The organism is Spiroplasma sp. ChiS (assembly GCF_002968355.1).
Classification (GTDB): domain Bacteria; phylum Bacillota_I; class Bacilli_A; order Mycoplasmatales; family Mycoplasmataceae; genus Spiroplasma; species Spiroplasma citri.
The window spans coordinates 1-1,554 of sequence record NZ_PUUH01000100.1 but is presented as its reverse complement, the minus strand read 5'-3'; the positions used below and the strand labels follow the sequence as shown (position 1 = coordinate 1,554).

At 27.7% G+C, this 1,554-nt stretch carries 2 protein-coding genes; both read right to left on the bottom strand.

Translation table 4 applies throughout. The features are described 5' to 3' along the window. On the bottom strand, positions 1-338 hold a 338-nt coding region (locus tag C6B38_RS03590), incomplete at its 3' end, for a hypothetical protein (protein ID WP_146693289.1). A 150-nt stretch (positions 339-488) separates the two neighbouring features. Continuing rightward, entirely contained in the window at positions 489-833 is a 345-nt protein-coding gene (locus C6B38_RS03585) for a hypothetical protein (RefSeq protein ID WP_105298691.1), read from the bottom strand. Positions 834-1,554: the final 721 nt, after the last annotated feature.

Here is a 1,554-nt window from a genome sequence, read left to right as displayed (position 1 = left end):
GCAGTGTCTTTAATTGCTTGATAACCCGCCAAGTGGTATTTGTTATTATCACGCGTGTTATAAATTCAGTAGTTAAAAAACATATCAAGACCAACCAAAAAGTATTTACCAGTTTTGTCTAAAAAACACATTATTTTAGGCACACAAATAAATTTGTCATAAATTTTGACTTTATAGCTGTCTTGGCGGGTAGGGTGTTGGCGAACACATTTTTTCGGTAAGTAAAAATTAGAGATATGTTTATTTTCATCAAGTTGATTAATCACTTTATAACTAAACCCATTTATCTCAACAAAGTGATAATTGAGTTGTTCTGTTTGTTGTGTTAGTTCTTGCATAATAATATGCTCCTTTCTGCGGTTTTGACAATATTTAAACCCGTTATCAGCGTTGATATTTTCCAAAATGTAATAATAATCCTCGTATCACTTATAATACATTATTCTTTTTGGTTATTTCAAAGCTAATAAATAAGTTTTTTAAAACCATTATAAATTGTGTTCTTTTTTAATTTGTTCAACGCCTTTTTTATATTCGCATTGTTTTTCTTTATCTAAATTGTTGTATCAGTTACGTTTTCATTCCTGGCGAACTCTTACCAATTCAAACTTTTTCTTGTCTAAAGCTAGTTTGTTGGTAATTAGTTTGTATTCTTTTTGTTTTTCTTTGGTTAAGTTTTCAAATCAACTACTTTTCCAATGTTTCTCTCACTGCTTTAAAGCCAATCGACCAGGGTGGTTTTCAATTTTTCATTGTTTTTCTCTTCGTTGATCTTTTTGAACATCATTTTGATCATAATCAATTTTTGTATCAATATAACTTGCTCGTCGCATATCATCATGTCCTTTCTAGTTTCTTTTTTCCACGCTAACCACAATATCTATTGTGGAATTTGGTAATATTTTTCCATAAATAAAAAAATAGGTAGATGACTTTTTATCACTCTACCTATACACAAAAATTAAAAAATGTTATAATTTAACTGACCTACCATAAAACGGTGGGGGTTAAATCAATAAGCCCTAGTTAAGTGTTTGTCGAGACCCTTAATAGGTGTATAGAAGAATGACGTTTGGGTCATTTTTCTTTTTGTTTATTTAGTTGTTTTTATTTTACCACAAAGGGGCATTAAATAATTTAATTTCAACTCCTTTTTGTGTAACAAATAAAAAAAGAAATAACAGACCGCTATTTCCACCAACATTATAATAATTGATAAACATATTCTAAGGTAAATAAAATATGTTAAGATGTCTATGGAAACACAGACTTGTTCAAAATTTCTTGTGTTTCTGTTTTTAATTGTCAATAGCAGTCTAGTTGCTAACATTTACATTGTACAACAGACAAATAAATTTATCATTAATTTTATTTAAAAAAATAAAATACCCTATTTTACTAAGGTGTTTTATTTAAACCTAAATTATTAAAGGTGATGTATTTTATATACATCGTGGTTAATATAGCATAATTTAATTGATAATATTAAATTCTCTAACACTGTATTCAAGTTCGTCAGTGTTTTTGTTATTTTTGTGAAGATATTTAATTTCA